Annotated in this window: 21 protein-coding genes and 1 riboswitch; of the genes, 10 read left to right on the top strand and 11 right to left on the bottom strand. The window is 71.8% G+C overall.

Features of this window, described 5'->3' with window-relative positions:
• On the top strand, positions 1–1,111 hold a 1,111-nt coding region (locus KF737_RS07975; RefSeq protein ID WP_296452625.1), incomplete at its 5' end, for an FtsX-like permease family protein.
• Positions 1,112–1,211: 100 nt separating this feature from the next.
• On the top strand, positions 1,212–1,424 hold the full coding sequence (locus KF737_RS07970) for a hypothetical protein (RefSeq protein WP_296452623.1): 213 nt from the start codon (positions 1,212–1,214) through the stop codon (positions 1,422–1,424).
• A 616-nt stretch (positions 1,425–2,040) separates the two neighbouring features.
• On the opposite strand, the gene KF737_RS07965 is transcribed toward KF737_RS07970, so the two are convergent.
• The gene (locus KF737_RS07965) at positions 2,041–2,871 is read right to left on the bottom strand and encodes a PEPxxWA-CTERM sorting domain-containing protein (RefSeq protein WP_296452620.1); all 831 of its coding nucleotides are present in this window, start codon (positions 2,869–2,871) and stop codon (positions 2,041–2,043) included.
• Between the two features lie 284 nt (positions 2,872–3,155).
• Between KF737_RS07965 and KF737_RS07960 the strand changes: the two genes are divergently transcribed.
• Together KF737_RS07960 and KF737_RS07955 are read left to right on the top strand one after the other, a co-directional pair.
• Complete coding sequence (locus tag KF737_RS07960; RefSeq protein ID WP_296452617.1) at positions 3,156–3,692, top strand: ECF-type sigma factor; 537 nt, start codon at positions 3,156–3,158, stop codon at positions 3,690–3,692.
• On the top strand, positions 3,685–6,054 hold the full coding sequence (locus tag KF737_RS07955; RefSeq protein ID WP_296452614.1) for a serine/threonine-protein kinase: 2,370 nt from the start codon (positions 3,685–3,687) through the stop codon (positions 6,052–6,054). The genes KF737_RS07960 and KF737_RS07955 overlap by 8 nt, the downstream gene beginning before the upstream one ends.
• Before the next feature lie 249 nt (positions 6,055–6,303).
• Here KF737_RS07955 and thiC read toward each other — a convergent pair whose 3' ends face one another.
• On the bottom strand, positions 6,304–8,142 hold the full coding sequence (thiC, locus tag KF737_RS07950; protein ID WP_296452611.1) for a phosphomethylpyrimidine synthase ThiC: 1,839 nt from the start codon (positions 8,140–8,142) through the stop codon (positions 6,304–6,306).
• A 41-nt stretch (positions 8,143–8,183) separates the two neighbouring features.
• A riboswitch (TPP riboswitch) is annotated at positions 8,184–8,291 on the bottom strand.
• 123 nt (positions 8,292–8,414) lie between these two features.
• Between thiC and KF737_RS07945 the strand changes: the two genes are divergently transcribed.
• From KF737_RS07945 to KF737_RS07935, 3 genes are all read left to right on the top strand, one after another.
• Positions 8,415–8,846, top strand: coding sequence for a DUF6491 family protein (locus tag KF737_RS07945; protein ID WP_296452608.1), 432 nt, complete (start codon positions 8,415–8,417; stop codon positions 8,844–8,846).
• Positions 8,847–8,855: 9 nt separating this feature from the next.
• Positions 8,856–9,266 (top strand): hypothetical protein, encoded by a 411-nt coding sequence (locus KF737_RS07940; protein WP_296452605.1) that lies wholly within the window; start codon positions 8,856–8,858, stop codon positions 9,264–9,266.
• Between the two features lie 111 nt (positions 9,267–9,377).
• Positions 9,378–10,085, top strand: a complete 708-nt coding sequence (locus KF737_RS07935; RefSeq protein WP_296452602.1) for an aspartate/glutamate racemase family protein — start codon at positions 9,378–9,380, stop codon at positions 10,083–10,085.
• Positions 10,086–10,557: 472 nt separating this feature from the next.
• Here the strand turns inward: KF737_RS07935 and KF737_RS07930 are convergent, their stop codons facing one another.
• The 7 genes from KF737_RS07930 to KF737_RS07900 form a co-directional block, all read right to left on the bottom strand.
• Positions 10,558–11,700, bottom strand: coding sequence for a PEPxxWA-CTERM sorting domain-containing protein (locus KF737_RS07930; protein WP_296452597.1), 1,143 nt, complete (start codon positions 11,698–11,700; stop codon positions 10,558–10,560).
• A 289-nt stretch (positions 11,701–11,989) separates the two neighbouring features.
• Positions 11,990–12,841, bottom strand: coding sequence for a neutral zinc metallopeptidase (locus KF737_RS07925; RefSeq protein ID WP_296452595.1), 852 nt, complete (start codon positions 12,839–12,841; stop codon positions 11,990–11,992).
• Between the two features lie 149 nt (positions 12,842–12,990).
• Entirely contained in the window at positions 12,991–13,368 is a 378-nt protein-coding gene (locus KF737_RS07920; RefSeq protein WP_296452590.1) for a hypothetical protein, read from the bottom strand.
• Positions 13,369–13,556: 188 nt separating this feature from the next.
• On the bottom strand, positions 13,557–14,114 hold the full coding sequence (locus KF737_RS07915) for a hypothetical protein (RefSeq protein WP_296452589.1): 558 nt from the start codon (positions 14,112–14,114) through the stop codon (positions 13,557–13,559).
• An 88-nt stretch (positions 14,115–14,202) separates the two neighbouring features.
• Complete coding sequence (locus KF737_RS07910) at positions 14,203–15,093, bottom strand: DMT family transporter (protein WP_296452587.1); 891 nt, start codon at positions 15,091–15,093, stop codon at positions 14,203–14,205.
• Between the two features lie 37 nt (positions 15,094–15,130).
• Positions 15,131–15,949: an EamA family transporter gene (locus KF737_RS07905; protein ID WP_296452584.1), complete on the bottom strand. Its 819-nt coding sequence runs from the start codon at positions 15,947–15,949 to the stop codon at positions 15,131–15,133.
• Positions 15,950–16,102: 153 nt separating this feature from the next.
• Complete coding sequence (locus KF737_RS07900) at positions 16,103–16,768, bottom strand: sugar transferase (protein ID WP_296452581.1); 666 nt, start codon at positions 16,766–16,768, stop codon at positions 16,103–16,105.
• 154 nt (positions 16,769–16,922) lie between these two features.
• On the opposite strand from KF737_RS07900, the gene KF737_RS07895 reads away from it, so the two are divergent.
• Together KF737_RS07895 and KF737_RS07890 are read left to right on the top strand one after the other, a co-directional pair.
• Positions 16,923–17,708 (top strand): cyclase family protein, encoded by a 786-nt coding sequence (locus KF737_RS07895; protein WP_296452580.1) that lies wholly within the window; start codon positions 16,923–16,925, stop codon positions 17,706–17,708.
• Positions 17,709–17,839: 131 nt separating this feature from the next.
• Positions 17,840–18,424 (top strand): PEPxxWA-CTERM sorting domain-containing protein, encoded by a 585-nt coding sequence (locus KF737_RS07890; RefSeq protein ID WP_296452577.1) that lies wholly within the window; start codon positions 17,840–17,842, stop codon positions 18,422–18,424.
• A 36-nt stretch (positions 18,425–18,460) separates the two neighbouring features.
• On the opposite strand, the gene KF737_RS07885 is transcribed toward KF737_RS07890, so the two are convergent.
• Positions 18,461–19,651, bottom strand: a complete 1,191-nt coding sequence (locus KF737_RS07885) for a diguanylate cyclase (protein WP_296452574.1) — start codon at positions 19,649–19,651, stop codon at positions 18,461–18,463.
• Between the two features lie 175 nt (positions 19,652–19,826).
• Between KF737_RS07885 and KF737_RS07880 the strand changes: the two genes are divergently transcribed.
• The gene (locus KF737_RS07880) at positions 19,827–20,840 is read left to right on the top strand and encodes a helix-turn-helix domain-containing protein (protein ID WP_296452572.1); all 1,014 of its coding nucleotides are present in this window, start codon (positions 19,827–19,829) and stop codon (positions 20,838–20,840) included.
• Positions 20,841–20,872: 32 nt separating this feature from the next.
• On the opposite strand, the gene KF737_RS07875 is transcribed toward KF737_RS07880, so the two are convergent.
• Positions 20,873–21,688 (bottom strand): PEPxxWA-CTERM sorting domain-containing protein, encoded by an 816-nt coding sequence (locus KF737_RS07875; RefSeq protein ID WP_296452569.1) that lies wholly within the window; start codon positions 21,686–21,688, stop codon positions 20,873–20,875.
• Between the last annotated feature and the right edge of the window lie 67 nt (positions 21,689–21,755).

Here is a 21,755-nt window from a genome sequence, read left to right as displayed (position 1 = left end):
GGCGGCGCGGACGGCCGCGCCGGCCATCGGGCTCGGCGTGGGCCTGCTGGCGGCCGTGGTGCTGATCCAGTCCAGCCTGCTGCGCCAGATCGCCATCGTCGCGCCGCAGACCGCGCCGGCCATGGTGTTCACCGAGATCCCGGGCGACCGGGTCGCGGAGTTCGACGCCGACGTCGCCCGCGCGCTGGGCCGCACGCCCGGCCGCGACGAGTACCTGCGCGCGCCGATGCTCTCGGGCCGGATCGTCGCCGTGCGCGGCGAGCCGGTCGATCGCGAGAAGATCCCCCGCGGCGAGCGCTGGGCCTACGACCAGGACATCACCATCTCCGCCCTGCCCGCCGAGCCGCCCAACCCCGGCACGCTGAAAGGGCGCTGGTGGAAGGCGGGCTACGCGGGGCCGCCGCAGGTGGCGATGGCGCAGGGCGTGGCGGCCGCGGCCAACATCAAGACCGGCGACGAGATCACGCTGTCGGTGCTGGGCGCCGAGATCGAGGCGACGGTGGCGGTCATCCGGCGCGTGGACGTCGGGAGCTTCGGCGCGAGCTTCCCGATCGTGCTGACGCCCTCGGCGCTGGAGGGCGCGACGCCGCGGCACGTCGCCATCGCCAAGGCCAGCCGCGCGGAGGAGGCGCGGATCACGCGGGCGCTGGGCCAGGCGTTCCCGGAGGTGAACGTGATCTCGGTGCGCGAGCAACTGGAGGCGGCGACCGAGCTCTTCGACCGCGTGGCGCTGGCGATCCGGGGCGCGGCGGCGGTGGCGCTGATGGCGGCGCTGCTGGTGCTGGCCGGCGCGATCGCGGCGCGCGCGCAGGAGCGGACGCGCGAGGCCGCGACGCTCAAGGTGCTGGGCGCGAGCCGGCTGCAGGTGCTGAGCGCCTACGTGATCGAGTACGGCCTGGTGGGCGTCATCGCCGGCGCGGCGGGCGTGGGGCTCGGCTACGCGGCGGCATGGCCGGTCGTGGTGAAGGTGTTCGAGGCCACCTGGAGCATCGACTGGGCGGGCGTCGCGGCCCTGCTGGCCGGCGCTTCGGCGCTGGCGGCGGCGGGCGGCCTGCTGGCGTCGTTCCAGGCGCTGTCGAAGCGGCCGGCGCCGGCGCTCAGGAGCGAGTAGGCGGTGCGCAACAGTGTCGCATCGCCCGATCGGTAAGCTTTTGGCATCCAGCGGGGATCACGTTCGGCGGCCTCGTATCGCCAGACCCGCGGAGCCGCCCATGCCGTTCGACATCACCAGGAAGGACCTGATCGACTGGGCGACGGCCTGCCTCGTGTTCCTTTCGGGCGCGATGACCGGCCATCATGCGGCGATGGGCATGAACGCCGTCCAGTGGATGGGCGCGGTCACGGCGGTGCTGGGCTCGGTAGCCGTCGCCGTCGCGGTGCGCGTGTGGCCGCCGGCGGCCGAGGCCGGGCAGAAGGCCGACTGAGCGAACGGCCCCTTACGGGGTCAGGGTCCGGACTCAATAGAGCTGGCCCGAAACACCGGGTCATCCCGGCCGGAGGGCCGTAGGCCCGTAGAGCCGGGACCCAGGGGGTTCAAGCTCCGAAGCTGGTGTTCCTGGGTCCCGGCTCTCCGCTGCGCTGCGGCCGGGACGACGGTCTATATTATTGAATTTATGTTACTTTCACACATCCATGGCGAAGTGCGGACTCCAGGCAGAGTCGCCCGGGGAACTCCGATGGAGGCGGCTGCCCGATCGAAAGCCCTCCTCCTCGATGGAGGGCCGTCGCATATGGATGCGTGTGGCCGAAAGGCCGTCGGTCAAACCGCAGAGATCGCGGAGACACGCAGAGGATTCCTGTGGATCCGCGACATCTCTGCGTATCTCCGCGATCTCTGCGGTTCATGACTCGGGCGGACAAGCCGCCCACAAACCATATGCGATGGCCCCCTCCTCGATGGAGGTAGGGTTGGGTGGTTGGGACTCCGGCGTTACGGCAGACGGCGCCTCCCGCGCCCGGCCGGTAAGGTCCTGCGCACACCACCATCCCCGGCCCTTCCTCCATCGAGGAGGAAGGGAGGGGCGGGCATCGCGACTTTGCTCAGATCGAGACCGCCGGGCGCGCCCGGCGGCGCAACAGCGCGCCCGCGCCGCCGAAGCCCAGGATCATGAACGCCCAGGTGGACGGTTCGGGAACCGCGGCGCTCGGCGTGCTGCCGACGAGGACGCCCGACCGCGAGCTGTAGGTGACGCCCGGATCGTCGAGCTGGATGCCGAAGGTGGCGGTGTTGAGGAAGTCCAGCGTGGCGAAGACCGGATGGCCGTTCATGGCGATGGCGGTCGAGAAGCTGGCGAAGATGTCGTAGCTGCCGCCCGAGGTGACCGCGGTGTTCCCGAACAGCGACTCGTCCAGGAACAGGTCGACGATCTCGGTCGGGTTGCGGATCTCCAGCACGAAGCTGTCGGAGACCAGCGCGCCGCCGTAGCTCGCGAAGTTGCTCGCCGTCGCGCCCGAGCCCGCCTGGAACACCCGCAGGTTGGCGACCAGCAGGATCTGGTAGTTGCTGAGGTTCCCCTCCTCGATCGGATCGGAATAGATCGAGCCGTCGAAGTCGAACTTGAACCCGGCGTTGGTCGCGCCGGAGAAGGTCACGGTGTCGCCGAACACCGCCCCGGTCGAGCCGAAGTCGGGCCCCGCCACGTCGGGGCCGTAGAAGCTGAGATAGGTCTTGGCCTGGCCGGTCGAGAGATCGACCTGGGCCTGGGCGTCGCCGCCGGCGACGCTGGCCGACTTGCTGGTCGGGCCGTTCGGCGAGTAGCCGCCGTCGCTGGCCGAGCCGAGATTGGCCACGGCGGTGACGAAGTAGTCGGCGTGGGCCGCAGCCGGCGCCAGCGAGAGCGCCGCGGCGGCGGCGACCAGGAAAGTACGCATCACGAAAGTCCCCTTGTTACACCCCAGGGTTCGAGGCGAGGACCCGGATCGCTCGTGGCCACGGCTTGACACGGTTTGCCGCCGGCCCCGGCTTTCCAGGGTTGAGCGGCCCGCCTCGAGTCTCCGCTCCTCGGAGTCAGGCGCCGGTTCCGGTCGCCACGGGTCACGCCCTACGCATTTTTTCGCCCGCGCCGCCGTTTTCCCGCGAGAGGTGCGCCGACTTGCCAGCCGCGCGTGGGGTTCGCACTATCGCGCGCATGTGGGAGCGTACGGGGGGACACGATGTGCGCGGGCTGCTCGCCGCCTGGCGCAGCGGGGACCGCGCGGCGCGTGACCGCCTCTTCGAGCTGCTCTACGCCGAGCTGAGGCAGGCCGCCGCCGGGATGCTGCGCGGCGAACGGCATGTGTCGCTCTCGGTGGGCGACCTGGTGCACGAGACGATCCTGAAGCTGATCTCGCTGGAGCGGATCGACTGGCAGGACCGCGCCCACTTCATGGCCCTGACCTCGGTGATGATGCGCCGCTCCCTGGTCGAGCACGTGCGCGCCAAGCGGCGCAACAAGCGCGACCACCAGAAGGTGGAGCTGATCACCAACATCCCGGACGCGGTGAACGCGGACCTCGAGGAGATCAACGACGCCCTGGACGCCCTGGCCAAGATCGACCGCGAGCGGGCCGAGATCGTCGAGATGCGCTATTTCGGCGGCATGGAGATCGCCGACATCGCGGTCGTCCTCAACCTCTCCGAGTCGACGGTGAAGCGGCGCTGGCAGGCGGCGCGCCTGTGGCTCTACGAGGCGCTCGCGCCGCAGCATGGCTAGCCGGCCCCTCTCCGCCAGGGCGATCGAGGCCCGCGCGCTCGACCTCCTGGAACAGGCGATGGACCAGGCGTCGGATGCGCGCGGCCGCTGGATCGCGGAACAGGATGCGCCCGAGGCGGCGCGGGCGCGGGCGCTGCAACTGCTGGGCGTGGGCCGGGACGCGGCGATGGCGCTGGCCACCGGCGGCGGGCCGCGCAAGGCCGACGGCGGCCCGGCGCCCGAGCGGATCGGCGCCTACCGGATCACCGGCCTGATCGGCCAGGGCGGCATGGGCGCGGTCTACCGCGGCGAGCGCGCGGCCGGCGACTTCGAGCACACGACGGCGATCAAGGTGATCCGGCCCGGCGCGCTGTCGGGCAGCCTGATCGAGCGGTTCCGGCGCGAGCGGCAGACCCTGGCGCGGCTCTCGCACCCCAACATCGCGCGGCTGTTCGACGGCGGCGAGACCGAGGCGCGCGAGCCCTACATCGTCATGGAGCTGGTGGACGGCCGGCCGCTGTCGGAATGGCGCGCGGCGACGAACCCGTCGCAGGCCCAGCGGCTGGACCTGTTCCTGGCGGCGGCCTCGGCGGTGGCGTTCGCGCACCAGAACCTGATCGTCCACGGCGACGTGACGCTGGCCAACATCCTGGTGGACCAGGCCGGCCAGCCGAAGCTGATCGACTTCGGCATCTCCTCGCCGGCCTCGACCGAGGCGCCGGCGGCCCTGGCGCCCGACGGCAAGGCGGGGATCCACACGCCGGGCTTCGCCGCGCCCGAGCGGATCGCCGGCGCGCCGTCCACGACGCTCAGCGACATCTATTCGCTGGGCCGGGTGCTGGCCTGGCTGACCGAGGGCGATGCGCCGGACGCCGAGCTCCGGGCCATCGTCGCGCGGGCCACCGCGGACGACCCGGCCGAGCGCTACCCCACCGTCGAGGCGCTGCGCGACGACGTGACGGCCTGGCGGGGCGGCTTCCCGGTGGCGGCGGTCGGCGGCGGCCGCGGCTACGTCTTCGGCAAGTTCGTGCGGCGCCATCGCCTGGCGGTCGGCGGGGCGGCGGCGGCGGCGATCCTCCTCATCGCCGCCTTCGGCCTGACGCTGGCGGCCAACGCCCGCGCCGAGGCGGCCCGCGCCGAGGCCGAGACGCGGTTCGAGGACGTGCGCACCCTGGCCAAGTCGATGATGTTCGACGTCTACGACGAGGTGGCCAAGGTCCAGGGTTCGGTCGACGCGCGGCTGAAGCTGGCCCAGACCGCCCAGACCTATCTGGACCGGCTGGCCGCCGACCCGCATGCGCCGTTCGACGTGCGGCTGGAGGCGGGCGAAGGCTATTTCCGCCTCGGCAGGGTGATGGGGTCCACCGGCGGCGGCTCGCTGGGCCGGCGGGAGGAAGGCAAGGCGCTGTACGGCCGCGCCGAGGCGATCCTGGAACGGCTCCACGCCGAACGGCCGGCGCGGGCGGACGTCAGCCTGGCCCTGGGCCACCTGCTGTCGTTCCTGGCGGGCGAGAGCCTGTACGCCGACGGCGACAGCAAGGCCGCGCGCGCCCGCGCCACGCGGGCCCGAACCCTGCTGACAGCGCTGCCGGAACCCTCGGACCGCAGCGCCGGCGCCCTGGCGGCCGCCTACCTCTACGAAGGCGACAGCTACGGCTGGGACAACGACATCCCCGGCGCGGGGCGCGTGTACGAGCAGGGACTGAAGATCGTGGCCGCTCTGCCGCCGGCCCTGCGCGAAAGCGATCCGGTCGCCGTGTCGCTGAGCGGCCTGCTGCGGCAGAGCGGCAACGTCTATCTGTACGCCGGCCGCATCGACGACGCCGTGGCCCGCATGCAGGAAGGGGTCGCGCTGAACCGCGCGCGGCTGGCCGCGACCGAGGGCGACCCGACCTGGACCCGGCGGCTCGTCGCCTCGCTGTGGTCGCTGGGCGACATCCAGCGCGAGGCCGGGCGGCTGGACGCGGCGCTGGCGACCCTGAAGGACGGACAGGACATCGCCCGCGCGATGGCGGCGCGCAGTCCCACCGACGCGGGGGCGGCGGAATCCATAGCCTTGACCGGGATCGTGCTGGCCCAGGTCCAGAGCGCCCGCGGCGCGCACGCCCAGGCGGTCGCAGCGGCGGACGAGGTGGTGGCCATCCGCCGCCAGTTGGCCCAGCGCAGCGGCGGCAACAAGGGTTCGCGCCTGCACCTGGCCGTGGGCCTGAAGGACGCCGCCCCGGTCTACCGCCACGCCGGGCGCACGGCCCAGGCCTGCGGCGCCCTGCGGGAGTCGCACGCGATCCTCAGCGGCTACGCCGCCCGCAACGACCTCTCCGACTACGACCGCGAGAACAACCTGAAGAGCGTGGCGGAAGGGCTGAAGGCCTGCGGGGGCTGACGGCCGAATTAGGTGCGCTGTCACCGCAAGTTCCGCTTCGTCATCCCGCGGCTTGTCCGCGGGACCCATGGACTCCCCGGCGCCGGACAGGACGCAGGCCGCGACGCTGCGGGCCGCCACGCTCTCCCGCGTTCCTGGGTCCCGCGGACAAGCCGCGGGATGACGTTCCAGGGGGAGTGAGAGCTGCTCTTCCTCAGAGAGAGGAAGGCTTCCTCTTGGTGTCCTTGGTGCTCCTGGTGGTTCCTGAAACTACTCCGCCGGCGCGACGGGGATCAGGATCTCGCCGCCGCCGTCGCGGAACTTCTGGGCCATGTCGGCGAGGCCGGTGGCGACCTCGTTCTGCTGGCGGGCGGCGTCGCGGATGTCCTGGCTGATCTTCATGGAGCAGAACTTCGGGCCGCACATGGAGCAGAAGTGGGCGGTCTTGAACGCCTCCTTCGGCAGGCTCTCGTCGTGGTACTCGCGCGCCGTCTCGGGATCGATCCCCAGGTTGAACTGGTCCTCCCAGCGGAACTCGAAGCGGGCGCGGCTGATGGCGTCGTCCCACATGCGCGCGCCGGGGTGGCCCTTGGCGAGGTCGGCGGCGTGGGCGGCGAGCTTGTAGGTCATCACGCCCACCTTCACGTCGTCGCGGTTCGGCAGGCCCAGGTGTTCCTTGGGCGTGACGTAGCAGAGCATCGCCGTGCCGAACCAGCCGATCATCGCCGCGCCGATGGCGCTGGTGATGTGGTCGTAGCCGGGCGCGACGTCGGTGGTGAGCGGGCCGAGCGTGTAGAACGGCGCCTCGCCGCAAGTCTTGAGCTGCTTGTCCATGTTGGCCTTGATCTTGTGCATCGGCACGTGGCCGGGGCCTTCGATCATCACCTGGACGTTGTGCTTCCACGCGACCTGGGTGAGCTCGCCCAGGGTCTCCAGCTCGCCGAACTGGGCCGCGTCGTTGGCGTCGGCGATCGAGCCGGGGCGCAGGCCGTCGCCCAGGCTGAACGAGACGTCGTACGCCTTCATGATCTCGCAGATGTCCTCGAAGTGCTCGTAGAGGAAGTTCTCCTTGTGGTGCGCCAGGCACCACTTGGCCATGATCGAGCCGCCGCGGCTGACGATGCCGGTCACCCGGCCGGCGGTCAGCGGCACATAGGCCAGGCGCACGCCGGCGTGGATGGTGAAATAGTCCACCCCCTGTTCGGCCTGTTCGACCAGGGTGTCGCGGAACACCTCCCAGGTCAGGTCCTCGGCGACGCCGTTCACCTTCTCCAGCGCCTGGTAGATCGGCACGGTGCCGATGGGGACCGGGCTGTTGCGCACGATCCAGTCGCGGATGTTGTGGATGTTGCGGCCGGTGGAGAGGTCCATGACCGTGTCGGCGCCGCAGCGGATCGACCAGACCATCTTGTCCACCTCGTCGGAGACGTGGCTGAGGACGGCCGAATTGCCGATGTTGGCGTTGATCTTCACCAGGAAGTTGCGGCCGATGATCATCGGCTCGAGCTCGGTGTGGTTGATGTTGGCCGGGATGATCGCGCGGCCGCGGGCGATCTCGTCGCGCACGAACTCGGGCGTGCAGATGTCGGGGATCGAGGCGCCGAAATCCTCGCCGTCGCGGATGAACTTGCCGCCCGCCTCGCGGCGCTGGTTCTCGCGGATCGAGACGTATTCCATCTCGGGGGTGATCAGCCCCCGACGGGCGTACTCGAGCTGGGTGACGTTGGCGCCGGCCCTGGCGCGGTAGACGCGGCGGGGCGCGGTGAACTCGGGCGCCAGGTGCTGGCCCTTGGCGAAGCCGTTGTCCTCCGGCTTCACGGCGCGGGGGTGCTCCACGATCTCGACGTCGCCGCGGGAAACGACCCAGGGCTCGCGGGTCTTCGCGAGGCCCTTCTCGATGTCGATGGCGACGGTCGGGTCGGTGTAGGGGCCGGACGGGTCGTAGAGCGTCAGCGCCGGCTCCCCGGCGCTCTCGTGGACGGCCACCTCGCGGAACGGCACGCGGATGTCGGGCCACAGCGAGCCGGGCTGGTGGACCTTCTTCGATCCGGGGCGCTCCCCGGTCGGGATGGCGGCGGCTTCCAGCTTGCCGGCGATGGGCTTGTTCATCGTGCGCGTCCTCAAAACGGACGGATCACGGGCGTCGGTTGGGGTCGCTTGAGGCCCTTCCCTTCGCCGGCATGACCCGGATCAGGTTCGACGGGTCGTGGGCTCACCCACCTCTCAGCCGCTTGCGCGCGGCCCCCCGAGGATGGCCGGAGGCTACGCCCGGCCGGACGCGGGCGAAAGCGGTTTCCGCGCGTCTCCCGTTCAAAGCCGGAGACGGCGGCGCGCAGGGAGCGTATCCTTCGCTTGGGGGGTGTCGAAGGAGAAACCTGCCGATGAGACCCGTCATCATCACCCTGGCCGCCGTCGCGACGACGGGCGCCCTCGCCACCGCCGCGCTCGCCGCCAGGACGGAGGCCACCGGGCTCGGGCCGGCGCCCGCCGCCGGGACCGGCCTGCCCAGCGGCCAGTGCATCCGCAGCAACGAGATCCGCAACCACACCTTCGCCGACGACCGGACGATGCTGATCGACGTGCGCGGCCGCGACACCTATCGCGTGACCATGAGCGGTTCGTGCCTGGCCGGCGCGATGAGTTCCGACCCGATCGTCACGCGCAGCCCGCCGGGCTCGACGCTGATCTGCAAGCCGATCGACATGGACGTCGCCGTCTCCAGGGCCGGCTTCCCGAGCCCGTGCATCGTGGAATCGATCGTGAAGCTGAGCGCCGCGGAGGTCGCCGCATTGCCGAAGAAGCTGAAGCCGTAGGGACCGGCGATGACGCGCATCGCCTTCGCCCTCCCGCTGGGCCTCGCCGCGATCGGGACGCTGGCCGTGGCCGGCCCCGCCTCGCCGCTGGGCCCGCCGCCGCCCGCCGGCACGGGCCTGGCCAGGGACCGGTGCATCGTCGACCGCGACCTGGGAAACCACGCGGTGGTCGACCAGAACACCCTGCTGTGGAACGCGGTGGGCCGCAGCGGCGGCACGTACCGCGTGACCATGCGCAACGGCTGCCTGCGCAGCGCCGTCTCGTCCGACCCGATCGAGGTGCGCCAGGTGGGCGGCGGCCGGATCTGCGCGCCGAGGGACGTGCGGATCGTCGCCCGCGGCGGGCTCTGCGACATCGCCTCCATCGTGAAGCTGACCCCGGAAGAGGCCGCGGCCGTGCCCAGGCGGTTGCGGCCGTAATCCGCACGGTTTAGCGGGTGGGGCCATGCGCCCCGCCCGCCTGTCCGCCTCGCCCCCCTGCCGCACCCGCCGGAGCCTGGGGGGAAACCCCGCCGGGCGCGGAGTCCCCGCATGAGCAACGACACCTCGCTGACCCTCGGCGTCCTGGGGGGCATGGGCCCCGCCGCGACGGTCGAGTTCCTGGCCAGGCTCCAGGCCTACACGCCCGCCGAGAAGGACCAGGACCACATCCGGGTCATCGCCGACATCAATCCGAGGGCGCCCGACCACAACGCGCCGGGAAGCCAGGCCGGCGGCGTGCTGGCCGAGATGGCGGGCGCGCTGCAGGGCGCGGGCGCACAGGTGCTGGCCATGCCGTGCAACACCGCCCACGCCCACGCCGACCTGATCCAGCGGGCGTCCGGCCTGCCGCTGGTGGACATGATCGGCCTGGCGGCCGAGGCGGCCGCCCGCACGGGCGCGGCGCGCGCCGGCGTGCTGGGCGCCAAGGGCGCGCTGAAGCTCTACCGCGAGTACCTGGCCGCCCGCGCCATGGGCCTCGTGGCGCTGCCGCCCGAGGCGCAGGAGCAGTTCATGGTGACGCTCTATCGCATCAAGTCGGGCGACCTGGGCCACGACGTGAAGCGCGAGATGCAGGTCCACGCCGAGACGCTGAGGGCGGCCGGCGCCGAGGTGCTGATCGCCGGCTGCACCGAGGTCCCGCTGGTGCTCGACGACCGCGACGTGAAGCTGGAGCTGATCGACCCCGGCGACCTGCTGGCCCGCCGCTGCGTCGGCGTCTGCCTCGGCTGGGAGCCCCTGCCGCACGCGCCGGCCTAGCGGGTCGCCCCCCTCCGCTCATCCCCGCGTGCGCGGCAGGGCAATCGCATATGGCTTGTGGGCGGCGTGTCCGCCCGATTCATGAACCGCAGAGATCGCGGAGATGCGCAGAGAAGCTCTCCCACGATTGTCATCCCGGTTTCGCCGCAGGCGAAGACCGGGACCCAACCGTCCGGTGCTCTGAGGTTGTTATTTGGCCCCGCTCGCCGGGGGCCGGCCCCCAACCATCGACGCACCGGAGGGTTGGGTCCCGGTCTTGGGCTACGCCCAAACCGGGATGACAAACGGGGAAAGCCTCTGCGTATCTCCGCGATCTCTGCGGTTTGACTGACGGCCTTTCGGCCGCCCGAGTCACGAACCCCCTCCGCTCATCCCCGCGCACGCGGGGACCCAGACTATCCTTCGGAGCGGCCGCCCGGGTCCTCAAGCAAGCCTGGGTCCCGCATGCGCGGGGATGAGCGGGAGGGGGGCCTCAGGCGGCGGCGGGCGCGCGTCGGCGGCGGCGCAGGGCCGTCCCCACGGCGCCGAAGCCCGCGATCAGCATGGCCCATGTGGCGGGTTCGGGGACGGTGGCGCTGTTGGTGAGCGGCGTCAGCAGGAAGGCGTGCGCGAAGCCGGCGGCGTTGTGGCCGTAGCCCACAATCTGGCCCGAGGCGTTGATGGCGCGCGCCTCATAGAGGACCCAGCCGGCGAGCGGGTCGATGAGGTCGTTCAGGTCCTGCATGCCGCCGTCCGCCGTCCACAAGAAGGCGTGGACGCCCGTGGCGGCGCCGCTGCTGCCCACCACCTGCCCGGCGTCGTTGATCCCGTAGGCATAGCTGTAGTCGCTCCCGCCCGGCAGGTCGCCGAGGTCCTGCATCCCGCCATCCGCCGTCCACAGGAAGGCGCGGCTACCCGTGGCGGCGCTGCCGAAGCCCACTACTTGGCCGGCGTTGTTGATCCCGAAAGCCCAGCTGGAGTCGGTCCCGCCCGGCAGGTCGCCGAGATCGGTCATCGTGCCCTCGGACCACAGGAAGGCGTGGTAGCCCGTCGTGACGGTCCCGCTCAAGCCCACCACCTGGCCGGCCTCGTTGATCCCGTAGGCCTCGCTGAAGTCGACCTCGCCCGGCAGGAGGCCGAGATCAGTCATCACGCCTCCGGACCACAGGAAGGCGGGCTGGCCCGTGGCGGTGGCGCTGATGCCCACCACCTGGCCGGCGTCGTTGATCCCGTTGGCGGCGCTGAAGTCGACCCCGCCCGGCAGGTCGCCGAGATCCGTCATCACGCCATCGGACCACAGGAAGGCGCGCGTGCCCGTGGCGGCGTCGCTGACGCCCACCACCTGGCCGGCGTTGTTGATCCCGAAAGCGTAGCTGGCGTAGCGCCCGTCCAGAAGGTCGCCAAGATCGGTCATCACGCCCCCGGACCACAGGAAAGCGTGGGCGCCCGTGGCGATACTGCTGTAGCCCACCACTTGGCCGGCATTGTTGATCCCGGTGGCCTCGCTGTCGTCGCCTCCGCCCGGCAGGTCGCCGAGGTCGGTGAGGATGTACTGAACCGCGGCCGTCGCCGTGGCCGGCGCGGCGACCAACAGAGCCGACGCCGCGGCGCCGCCGATCCAATGTCCGATTTTCATCCGCCCACGTCCCCCCAAGGCGCCGCGGGCTGTAAAAGGCGCCGCGGGCTGTAAAAGGCGCCGCGGGCTGTAAACTATACTACGGTCAAGCTATGAGAGGCGCAATGCAGCTCGCCTGCGAGGCGAGCGGATTCCCGCGATGCGGCCTTCCCTCCCTTAATGGGGAGGGACAGGCGCCGCAGGCGCCAGGGTGGGGCGGTGTGGTGCGAGAACTCTGACGGCGGGGATGATCCACACTGCCCCACCCTGGCCGCTTCGCGGCCTGTCCCTCCCCATTAAGGGAGGGAGGTCAGAGCCGGTTCGTTCCGAAGGTGTCGCAGGCGTTGGGGTCGCCGCTGTCGGCGCCCTTGCGGAACCAGCGCATGCGCTGCTCCGAGCTGCCATGGGTGAAGGCGTCGGGCATCACCTGGCCCTGGGCCTTGCGCTGGAGGGTGTCGTCGCCGACGGCGGCGGCGGCGCGCAGGCCGTCCTCGATGTCCCTGGGGTCCAGCGCCACCCGGCCGTTCGAGACCTGGGCGGCGTGCGCCACCCAGACGCCGGCGTAGCAGTCGGCCTGGAGCTCCAGCCGGACCGAGCCGCTCTCGGCGCCCTTCGCGCCCAGCCGCCGCGCCTTGGCCGAGGCGCCGGTCAGGGTCTGGACGTGGTGGCCGACCTCGTGGGCGATGACGTAGGCGCGGGCCGCCTCGCCGCCGGCGCCGAACTTCTGCTCCAGCTCCTGCCAGAACGAGAGGTCGAGGTAGACCTTGCGGTCGGCGGGGCAATAGAACGGCCCCATCGCCGACTGGCCCATGCCGCAGCCGGTGCCGGTGGCCCGGTCGTAGAGCACGATGGCGGCGGGCCGCTCGTAGCGCTCGCCCTGCTGGCGGAACAGGGCGGTCCAGACGGCGTCGATGTTGCCCGAGACCACGTCGACGAAGCGGCCGGCCTCGTCGCCCGGCGCGCCGCGCACGCCGTCCTGCTGCTGCTGCTGAGACGGGGCCGCGCCCTGGAGCATGCCGGTGGTCGTGGAGGGGTCGATGCCGAAGAAGAAGTAGCCGACCAGGGCCAGGATCACGCCGCCGGCGCCCAGGCCGCCCACGCCGACCGAGCCCATGCCCCGCCGGTCCTCGATATTGCCGCCGCCGTCGCCGCCCCAGCGCATGGGTCTGTCTCTCCGCTTCGCGCGCCGTGGCGCAGCCAGGAAACCATTCCTAGAGCGGGTTGCGATCTGATGGAATCAGATCGCCGCTCCAAGTTTTATCTTGTCGCGCGTTTATTCCGAAAACCGGTTCCCACTTTTCGGAACGCGCTCTAGCGCCGGTTCCGGGCCGCGTCCTGAACCTTCTTGTCGGAGTCGGCAAGCGCCGCGTCGGGCGTCGACGGATACTGGCCGAGCGACGTCGGCGCCGGCGTGGCCGCGGGCTCGTCGCGGAGCGCCGGGGCCTGCCGCGGGCCGACGTCGCCGCGCTGGAGCTGGAGGTCGAGGCTCGCCTGTTCGGCCCGCTGCCGCGCCGAGGCGGCCTCGAGCTGGTTGGCCTGGTCGATGGCGCGGCGCTGGGCGGCCTCGGCCTGCATGCGCAGGTCCTGCAGGGCGACCTGGCTCAGCGGATCGAGCGCCTGCGCCGACGCGGGCGCGGCCGCCGCGAGGAGGCCGAGGACGATGAGGCTCCCATATGCCCCCAGGGCCATCGCATATGGATGCGGGAGGCCCAAAGGCCCTCGGTCAAACCGCGGAGATCGCGGAGATACGCGGAGGAGCCCGGTGGATCCGCGAGCGCTCTGCGCATCTCCGCGATCTCCGCGGTTCATGACCCGGGCGGACAAGCCGCCCACAGTCCGTGTGCGATGGCCCTGCATATGCGCCGAACGGCCAGCGGTCAGCGCCGTTCCACGGTGAAGCGGGCGAGTTCCTTCTTCGGCATGTCCCATTCGGGCTTCAGCTCGACCGCCTTCTGGTAGTCGAAGTAGGCGGCCTTCATGTCGTCGAGGCCTTCGTAGGCGAGCGCGCGGTTGTAGTAGGCCTTCTCGGGCTCATCCACGCCGAGCTCGAGCGCCCTGTTGAGGTCGGCCAGGCCCTCGGAGAAGCGCCGCGCGCCCACCGAGGCGGCGCCGCGGTTCACATAGGCCTCGCCCAGCGCCGGCTGGGTGGCGATCGCGCGGTTGAAGTCGAACTGGGCCGAGGCGAACTCCTTGCGCCGCAGCTTCAGGATGCCGCGGTTCACATAGGTGCCGGCCCGGTCGCGCAGGCTGAGCATCTCGGTGTCCAGCGCCTGGGTGCAGATCGCCTCGAACCGGGGCTCGGACTCGCCGCCGAGCGCGGCCTGGGAGCATTCCCTGGCCATGCCGCCGCCGATCACGGTGACGGCGCCCGCCGAGGCCGCGCCCGCGAACGCGGCGGCGGCGATGAAGGCGATGGCGAAGACGGATGTGCGCATGGGACGGCCTCCGGAGCCTGACGCGGCCGGAAGCGTCCGCCTGCGACGCGGCCGTGTCAAATCAATCGGACAGCGTCACGGGGCGCGATCATGGGGCGCGCCGGAAGCGCCGCAGCTCGCGGTGCAGGATGTAGGCCCCGCTGGCCGCCACGATCGCCGCCCCGGCCAGGGTGAAGAGGCTGGGCAGCTCGCCCCAGACGAAGAGGCCGATGAAGCTGGCCCAGACGAGCTGGGTGTAGTCGAAGGGCGCGATCACGCCGATGGGCGCCTGGCGCAACGCCTCGGTGAGGAAGAGCTGGCCCACGCCGCCGACGAGGCCGCCCAGGACCAGCGCGCCCAGGGTGAGCGGATCCGGCGTCACCCAGTGGAAGATCGAGCCCACGGCGCCCATCAGCACCCCGCCGAGGGTGAAGTAGAAGACGATGGTGGCGCCGCGCTCGGTGTCGGCGATCTGGCGGATGGCGACCATGGCCCCGGCGGCGCCCAGGGCGCTCAGGATGCCCAGCGACACGCCGACCGCGCTGAACGCGCCCGGGACGGGACGGGCCATGATCAGGACGCCGACGAAGCCCGCCAGCACGGCGGCCCAGCGGTGGCGGCCCACCTTCTCGGACAGCAGCATCGCCGACAGCGCCGTCATGAAGAGCGGCGAGGTGAACTGGAGCGCGGTGGCCTCCGTGAGCGGCAGGTGCTGCACCGCCGAGAAGCCGCAGACCATGCCGGTCAGGCCCACCACCGAGCGCAGGGCGTGGCCGCCGAGGCGGTCGGTCCTCAGGACGCCGAACCCGGTCGTATGCGCGATGTAGAGCGCCAGCGGGGCGAAGGCGAAGAGGTTGCGGAAGAGGATGATCTCGAACACCGGCACGCCGCGCGAGCCGGTCCACTTCACGATCGCCGACAGGCACGCCATGCAGGCCATCGCCGCGACGCGGTAGGCGATGCCGAGCAGGACGCGCGGCGGGTGGGTCTCGGCGGTCACGGGCGTTCTTAAGGGGGGCCGCGGGCGCGCGGTCAACCTAGAGCCGCATGGCGACGACGCCCGCCGCGATGGCGACGCCCGCGGCCACGCGCCAGCGGCCCGCCTCCTCCTTCAGCAGGAAGACGCCGATCAGCAGGGCGAAGAGGACGCTGGTCTCGCGCAGCGCCGCGACGAGCGCGACCGGCGCGCGGGTGAAAGCCCACAGCGCGATCCAGTACGAGCCCAGCGACAGCATCCCCGCCGGCAGGCCGGTGCGCCACTCGGAGACCACCGCGACCGGGGCGCGCGGGCCACGGGTGGCGACCGCATAGGCCAGCATGCAGAGCCCGTCGCCCACGAACATCCACATGGCGAAGCCGGTCGCGGTCTGCGCGATCCGCGCGCCCTGCCCGTCGGCCAGGGTGTACGACGCCACGAACACCGCCGTGCCCAGCGCATAGGCCAGCGCCTTGACGGGGAGGCGCGAGACGCCTGCGCCGCCGCGGAACGCCATCAGCCCCACGCCCAGCGCGATCAGCGCCACGGCCGCCCAGCCGGCGGGCGGCAGGTGTTCGTGGAAGAGGGCGATCCCGCCCAGGGCCACCATCGGCGGCGCCGCCCCGCGGGCCAGGGGGTAGATCTGGCTGAGGTCGCCGTGCTGGTAGGCGCGGATCAGGAACAGCTTGTAGCCCGTGTGCAGCAGGCCGGCGCCGGCGATCCACGGCCAGGCCGCCGGCAGCGGCTGCGCCGCGAACGGCAGCAGGATCAGCGCCAGCCCGCTCTGGGTCATCGACAGCAGCAGGATCGACGAGAACCGGTCGCCGCCCACGCGGACCACCGCGTTCCAGCCTGCGTGCATCAGCGCCGCGGCCAGCACGGCTGAGAATACGACGAGATCCAGGGCGTCACGCCTCCCGCCCGCATCGCGCCAGCCGGGCGGGCGCCCGTCAAGCGCCAGTCCCCCGTGCGTGGCCCCCGTGCGTGGCCCCCGTGCGTGGCGCCCGTGGCCGGGGGGGCGCGGAGGCGGCCCCTAGAAGGCCTGGGCGTCGCCGAACAGCAGGGGCACGGTGCGGGCCACCAGCGCCAGGTCGCGGGTGAAGCTCCAGCCGTCGATGTAGGCGTTGTCGGCGCCGATGCGCTGGATCAGGCCTTCGTCGTTGGCCACCTCGCCGCGGTAGCCCATCACCTGCGCCTGCCCGGTCAGGCCGGGCCGAACCCGGAAGCGATCGGCGTAGCCCGGCACGCGGCGCGACCAGGTGACGTCGTGGCTGAGCGCGTGCGGCCTGGGGCCCACGATCGACATCTCGCCCTTCAGCACGTTCAGGAGCTGCGGCAGTTCGTCGAGGCTGAGCTTGCGGAGCAGGCCGCCCAGGGGCGTCACGCGCGCGTCGCCGCGGACGGCCTGGCGCACGCCGTCGCCGTCCTCCATCACGGTCATGGTGCGGAACTTGTAGATGCGGAACGGCTTGCCGTTCAGGCCGGTGCGCTGCTGGCGGAACAGGATGGGGCCGTCGCTCTCCATCCAGACCGCGGCGCCGATCAGGACCAGCAGCGGCAGGAAGGCGAACAGGGCCAGCGCCGCGACGGCGATGTCGAAGGCGCGCTTGCGCCGGCTCGTGGCGGCGCGGGCCGGCGCGGCGGGCGTCGCCACGATCAACGACACCGGCGGCGGCGCGACATGCGCGGTGATCGGCATTCCCGGCCCAGCCCTCTGTGCTCCACCCGACATTCGACCAACCACGCCCTCGCCGGATGGTTCCGGCCCAGGCGCGCATTCGCGGAGAAATTCTGTCGCCGCCCGGGAAACGGGCGCCTAAGCTCGGGCGAAAGTTTGGCGAGGACGCGACGCGATGGCCCGGCGGCTGGTGGATCTGTCGATCCCGATCACCAACGACATCATCTCGGATCCCGACACGATGCGGCCGAAGGTGACCTACTTCAGGCACCGCGAGACGGTGCCGCAGATGGCGGCGTCGTTCCCCGGCCTGACCGCCGAGCATCTGCCCGAGGGCGAAGGCTGGGCCGTCGAACAGATCACGCTCTCCACCCACAACGGCACCCACATGGACGCGCCGTGGCACTTCCACTCGACCACCGACCAGGCCGGGACGACCCGGCCGGCGCCGACCATCGACGAGGGGCCGCTGGAGTATTTCCTGCAACCGGGCGTGAAGCTCGATTTCCGCCGCTTCCCCGACGGCTATGTCGCCACCGCCGCCGACGTGGAGGCCGAACTGGACCGGATCGGCCATGCGCTGAAGCCGCTGGACATCGTGCTGGTGAACACCGCCGCCGGCGCCGCCTACGGCGACCCGGGCTTCATCCACAAGGGCTGCGGCATGGGCGAAGAGGCGACGCTCTACCTCACCGAGCGCGGCGTGAAGGTGGTGGGCACCGACGCCTGGTCGTGGGACGCGCCCTTCAGCCATACGGCCAGGAAGTGGGCCGAGACCCGCGACCCGAAACTGATCTGGGAGGGCCACAAGGCGGGCCGCTTCCGCGAGTACTACCAGATCGAGAAGCTGACGAACCTGGAGGCCCTGCCCGCCGACGGCTTCACCCTCTCCTGCTTCCCGGTGAAGATCGCCGGCGCCTCGGCCGGCTGGATCCGCGCCGTGGCGATCCTGGACAGCTAGCCGGCGAGCGGGCGCGCCGTCTGCCTTTGAGCCCTGCGGCCAAGCGATTGGCGCCCGCGTTCAAGCGCGCCGCGGCGCAGCGGCCTACCTCTCGATCGTCCCCGTCGCGGGGCGCTTGGGAGGTCGAGTTCATGCGTGGGGTGCTGGCAGGGCTGGTCGTCGCAACGGCCGCGATGGGGGCGACGCCGGCGGCGGCGGCGATCGTCTGGACCGTGGAGGGCGCCTTCACGATCGACAGGCCGCCGCCGTCGCTGGCGCCGTTCGGCATCGCAGCGGCCGCGGCGTGGAGCACGGCCGCCGGCACGATCAGCGGCACGTTCACGACGGACGACGACGTGACCGAGGTGATCGCGGTGAACCTCGTCACCTCCGCCGCCGGCGCGTTCCGCAGCTCGACCTACGGCAGCGTCGGCTTCATCGACGCCGACCGGATGCCCCAGTACTTCCGCCTCACCGTGCTGGTGGAGGGCGCGACCCAGCAGCTCCAGCTCCTCTTCACGCCGATCCTGCTCGGGGCCGGAGGCGGCGGCGGCTATGCCTTCACCGGGTTCGAGAGCCAGCCGTGGCCCGGCTCGGGCGCCCGCATGCTGAGCGGCACGGCGACGCGGCAGGCCGCCGGCGTGCCGGAACCCCGGGCCTGGGCGCTGATGATCACGGGCTTCGGCCTTCTCGGGGCGACCGTCCGGCGCAGGCGTCTCGCACGAGCGCCGGCCTGACGGGGCGGGATGACGGCCTACCCCCAGCGAGGGCCGTCAGCGGGCGATGCGGACCCACCCGACCACAGCCGCATCGCCCCCCTCCCGCTCCTCCCACACCCGCAGCCGGTCGCGGCCGGCGCGCTTGGCGTCGTAGGCGGCCAGGTCGACGCGGCGCATCAGGTCGGCCAGGGTCTCGCCGGGCTGGCGATGGGCGAGGCCGCAGCTCGCGGTGACGGGCGGCAGGTCGTCGCTGCGCTCGGCGAGGCGCGTGCGGAGCTGCTCCATCCGGCGGCGGGCGTCGAAGGGGGCGAGGCCGGGCAGGAGCAGGGCGAACTCCTCGCCGCCCATGCGGCAGGCCAGGGCGTCCTGCGGCGCGCCCAGGCCCAGCACCTCGGCGGCGGCGGCGATCACGGCGTCGCCGGTGTCGTGCCCGAAGCGGTCGTTGACGTGCTTGAAGTGGTCGAGGTCGAAGACGGCGGCGGCCAGCGGGCGGCCCGACGCTTCCGCCGCCGCCACCAGCGGGCGCGCGCGCCGGTCGAAGCCGCGGCGGTTCAGGAGACCCGAGAGCGGGTCGGTCTCGGAGGCCACCTGGGACTCGGTGATCGCCTTCTGCGCCACGATCAGCAGCAGCAGCATGCCGGCCGCCAGCAGCAGGATGCCGGAGCTGACCTGCGAGACGAGCGCGTAGGCGGTCTGCGCATAGTTCTCCAGGGTGCCGGGACCCATGGCGAGCGCCATGAAGGGCTTGGTGAGGTGCAGGAGGGCGATCAGCGAGAAGACGACGCCCAGGGCCACCGCGAGCGGCCGGCCGGCGACGTGCAGCGACAGCACCGTGCGCGCCGCCAGGATCGCGGCGAGCGCGAACGGCAGTTGGTAGGCCAGTCCGTAGACCAGGGTGTCCTGCGGCTGCGAGCCGATCACCGCATGCGCCCCCACGCCGAAGCCGATGACGGCCGTCACCGCGCGCCACGGCCCGGGCTTTCCGTGGAACATCGGATAGGTGATCGAGATGCTGGCCGTCCCGACCAGGAAGGCGAGGTAGCCGACCCACTCGGTGAGCACCGGCGCGCCCAGGCGCGGCGTCATCAGGTCGGCGATCGGCGCCAGCAGGCCCAGGACGTAGTTGCCGGCGAACCCGAGGGCGGGACGCTGCGAGGGATTGGCGAACGCCAGCGTCGCATAGCCCGCCGCGAACAGCGCGCCCACGCAGATGTTGACGATCAGAACGCCCTCGGCCCCGCTCACCCCTGCACTCCCGGCTGAAGCCCCCATCATGCGGCGAGGGCCTGAAATCACCGTAAACGAGCCCCCAGCGTTATCGTCCCGGGACGGCCGCGCGCCTGTCGCCGGGCGCCAATCGCTTGTCGGATCGTCCCACCCGCTTGCGCGCGCCCGCACGCCGCGCCTTGATCCGAAGCCGATGGACCGCTCGCAAGTCATCGAAACCCATGCGTTCGAGACCGACGCCCTGCCCCTGGACGAGCAGTTCCCGGCCTGGGCGCGGTTCACGGCGCACTCGGAGGTAAGCCGGGCCGGCGCGGGCCCCTTCCACGCCAGCGCCCGCTTCTGGCGCCTGGACGGCATGGTGGTCTCGGCCCAGACGGTCGACCCGTTCGTGATGAACCGCACGGCGAACCACCTGGCCACGACGGCGGCCAGCCACTTCATGGTGGTGACGCCCCGCGACGGGATCAGCCATTTCACGGGCCCGGGCATCGACCAGGAGTGCCTGAGGGGCGACGTGATCCTGGCGAACCTGCGCAAGCTGGGCCGCTGCGACAACCGCACCCGCCAGCAGACGATCGCCGTGCAGATCGCCACATCGTTCCTGGAGGAGGCGACCGGCCGGATCGAGGCGCACGGGCGGCTGCGGCGCTCGGCCGAGACGCGGCTCTTCGCGGCCTTCATGGCCTCGCTGGTGCAGCAGCTTCCGTTCACGCCGACGACGGCGGTGGCCTCGCTCTCGCGGATCCTGCGCGACCTGCTGGCCAACGCCGTGCTGAGCGCGGCGCCCGAGGAGCCGGCGCCGCAGGGCCGTACGCCCAGCCTGTCGGCCCGCGCCCGCGCCTACATCGACGAACAGCCGCCGGGCGAACTCGACATGGCCAGGATGGTGCGGTCGCTGGGCACCACGCGCTCCAGCCTCTACCGCGTGTTCAAGGATGACGGCGGGGTCGCGGCCTACGACCGGCTGCGGCGCCTGCGGCGGCTCCACCGCGCCGTGGCCGACCCGCTGGACCGGCGCTCGCTGACCGAGCTCGGCGCGGACCACGGCTTTCCGGACCCGCCGCACCTGGCGCGGCTCTTCCGGCGGACGTTCGGCTATTCGATGAGCGAGCTGCGGGCGCAACTGGCCTATGCGCCGATCCTGAACGCGGCGCCGTCGACCAGCGCCGTGGACCTCTACCGCCAATCAGTGGGCGACCTGGTCTGACGCGGCCCGGGCGACGACTTAGGCCATTGAATCTATGTTGCCTTCACGCTGTATCCCGCCATGGTCCCGCGGCGCCGGCGCAGCGCCAGGCCCATGCCCGCGAAGCCGAGGATCATCAGACCCCAGGTCCCGGGCTCCGGAACGAGGGCGACGCCGAGAGGCCGGCTGGAACCGACGAGGCCGATGTCCTGCGGGCCGCCGACGAAGCTGCCCCGGACGTAGGACACGCCGTCGCCGACCGGCAGCCGGTCGATGGACTGGCCATAGCCCCAGATCAGGTTGGTCGCCCCGGACGGGCCTTGCGTCACCGTGACGTTGACGAAGTCGGGCGCCGAGAACCAGGTGGAGCCGGCCACCAGCCCGTAGTCGGCCAGCAGGGGGTTCCAGGTCGCGGCTTCGCTCGCGGCGTCGCCATACCATCCCGAGCCGAGGGACACGTAAGCGTCGCCGCCACCCGAGAGATAGGCGCTCAGATCGGCGAGCTGTGCGCCGGTGAAGGCCTGACCGAAGTGAAACACCGCATCGTAGCCGCTCGCGATGGCCAGGTCGAAGGTCGCCGACGTCTGAACGGTCTTGCCCAGCGCGGTGAGTTGGTCGGTCAGAGAGGAGAGCTGGGCGACAGGCACGTTGCTGTTGCCCGTGAGCAGCAGATAGTTCGATCCGCCGAACGTGCTGGCCAGATCCTGCACGAACGCCTGTGTCCCCGCCTGGTACGGTGCGCCGTAGGCGTAGTCGCTCAATGTCCATTCATCGCCCGACGCGACGAGGACGCCGGCGTTCGCGGCGCTGACGACACTCAACGTAAGCGCGCCGGCCAAACCGCCCAGCAGAACTCCGAAACCCCGCATCACCGCACTCCATCCTTCACACGACGTGGGCGGTGAGATCGCCTGCGAGCGCCTGTCCGCGCATACC

This window comes from Phenylobacterium sp., assembly GCF_019636135.1.
Lineage (GTDB): Bacteria > Pseudomonadota > Alphaproteobacteria > Caulobacterales > Caulobacteraceae > Phenylobacterium.
Note: the sequence above shows the minus strand (reverse complement) of the source record. Positions and strands in the feature narration are given on the sequence as shown.